Source organism: Candidatus Woesearchaeota archaeon (genome assembly GCA_016180285.1).
GTDB lineage: Archaea > Nanobdellota > Nanobdellia > Woesearchaeales > JACPBO01 > JACPBO01.
Genome location: JACPBO010000050.1, coordinates 1 through 2264, shown reverse-complemented (window position 1 = coordinate 2264; position 2264 = coordinate 1). Strand labels below are relative to the sequence as shown.

General features: G+C 37.6%; 1 protein-coding gene. It reads right to left on the bottom strand.

All coding sequences use genetic code 11. The features are described 5' to 3' along the window. Window positions 1–2264 (bottom strand): hypothetical protein (locus tag HYU07_07935; protein MBI2130128.1); only part of this gene is annotated, 2264 nt, incomplete at both ends.

Below are 2264 nucleotides of genomic sequence, written 5' to 3'. Positions count from 1 at the left end.
TATTTGTTTGACGAGATCTTGGCAGTAAACATCATCCTCTCTCTTTTCTGGGTTTAGTGTAATTTTCCCTACTCCAATGAACTCAGACAACTGGCTTATAGTTTTTGAATTAAGAATGGAATACCTTTTCTCTTCCAAGAATGAAGTGATTCTTCTCGCAGATTGCATGACTAGATTTAATCCAAATGATACCAAGCAGCCAACTGCTACATACTCAAGCACTTTGTTTATCTGCTCTTGAGCTTGGTTTAATGTTTTAATTGAATCCTGCAAGAAATCAACAAAATCAAAAAGCAGCCAATCAGGCAAGACTTTTCTTGGGTCAATTATTGAGTTGTCTATAACATAGCTTACCTCCTGACAGGTTGTTTGAGTTTCTGTAATCTCTTTTTCTGCACCATTCTCGTCTATTATTTTGTGCTTGTAGGTTATCTTGATTTGGAATGGGAATGTCAACTCCTTGTTTATCGCTTTAAAGAAATCTTTCCAATCATTTTCCAAAAATCTGTCCATGCCTGGAAATCTGCTGAGAGTAATTGCAGAATATGACAAAGTGCCTTCTTTGTTTAATCTTGCTGGACTATTTCCTGAAGACAGTACTTGACAGCTTATATTAAATCTTGGGTCGAGAATCTCGCGAGTGCCGCATGCTTTTGAAAGAGCTAGTCCTGTTATCTTTGCATCCGTGCCTCTTCCAATGTAAGAATAATTAAAGAAGAAATATATTGTTTCTGTACCTTCTGCAAATCTCTCTGTGCTTAAGGATGTTGGGCTTTGGTATTGCGTTAAAGGAATCACATTCCAGCTTTGGTTGCCGCTCCAGCAAGTGCCTATGCTTACTGGTTGTGTAGTTACTCCACGCTGCCCAGTTTGGTCTGTTGCAATCACAACAAGAGTTGTTCTTTTGGAATCTCTGCCTTCTTCAAGCTGTGTATCTCTAAACTCTGTTACAGGCACTTCTCTTACTCTGCCAGCTCCGCCGAATGTAGCAGTTAAGTCAACATTCTTAAATTTAAAGTTGCCTTCACCATCTGCGTCAACAGAAAAATCAGCACCAGTTCTGCAGAATGAAGCAGAGACAGTTGTGCGGCATTTTGCATCAAGCTGTGCCTCTGGAAGATTCTGTACTTCATTTGTCAAACCGCTCAACTCAAGCGTTTGATTAAAAAAGCTGAATGGTGTTCTGTCAACAAATAAATGAACTCTTGCATTTGGCTTTGTTTTGCCAACAATGTCAACATTATTAGCAACATTTTCAAAAATAAAGGCACCGCTTGGAGGTGATGTTATTTTTACCTCTGGTTTTTTTGTATCAAGAGTTACACTTTTTTCTATTATAACATTATTGTCTGCCTTGTCTTCAAATATGAGCTTTACATTGTAATCTCCATCTCCTTTATTTAGCTTAACACCAAAATTGAAAGGGCTGCTTACATTGACAATCATCAAGGGCTTTCTAAAGTCTTCTAAAATATCAACTTGCGGTGGATTAAGGTTTAATATTTGACCATTCCTTAATGTAGCCACGGTTATTGGCTCTGATTTTGGGCCTTCATTTGCAAATATATCTATTGCCGATACTTCATAAACGTAAGTTTTGCCGCTGTCCACCAACGCATCTATAAACAGATTAAGCACACCATCTCGGTAAATGGCATAATGGCTAAAGTCCTTGTCCTTTGATTCATTCCAATGCAGCTCAACTGAGTTTTGCCCGACTTTTGTGGCATTTAGCCCTGTAATTTTCGCAGGCGGATTTGTTACTTGAGACTGATTTATTTTTGATTCAAGGAACACCTTTATTATAACTGGCTTATTTACATTGCCACTAATCGTTAAATTTGTTTTGGATGTAAGTGATGGTATTTCATTTAATTGCACTACTGGAATTTCTGTATCAACTCCAACTTCAAAAGTTTTTTCATTTTTGTTGCCTGCCTTATCTACCATTACTATCTTTATTACATTATTCTGCTCCAACTGCATCTGGCTGAATACAAATCTTCCAGAGCTGCCTACTTCATTTTGGCTTAAACTTCTTTTTGGAGCATTAAGGTTATTAACAAACAAGGTTACAGATGAAAATGGCTCGGTTGAGCCCCTTATGTCCAATGTCCTTCTGTTAATAAATCTTGGAATTGATAAGTTAATGAAAGGCGGCTTTATGTCTCTTCCCGCAAGAAAGCTTTGGTTTGAGGAATTAGCACAATTATTTGCTTTATCGCAGGATTGGGCTACAAAAACATACCTAGTATTTTTCAGAA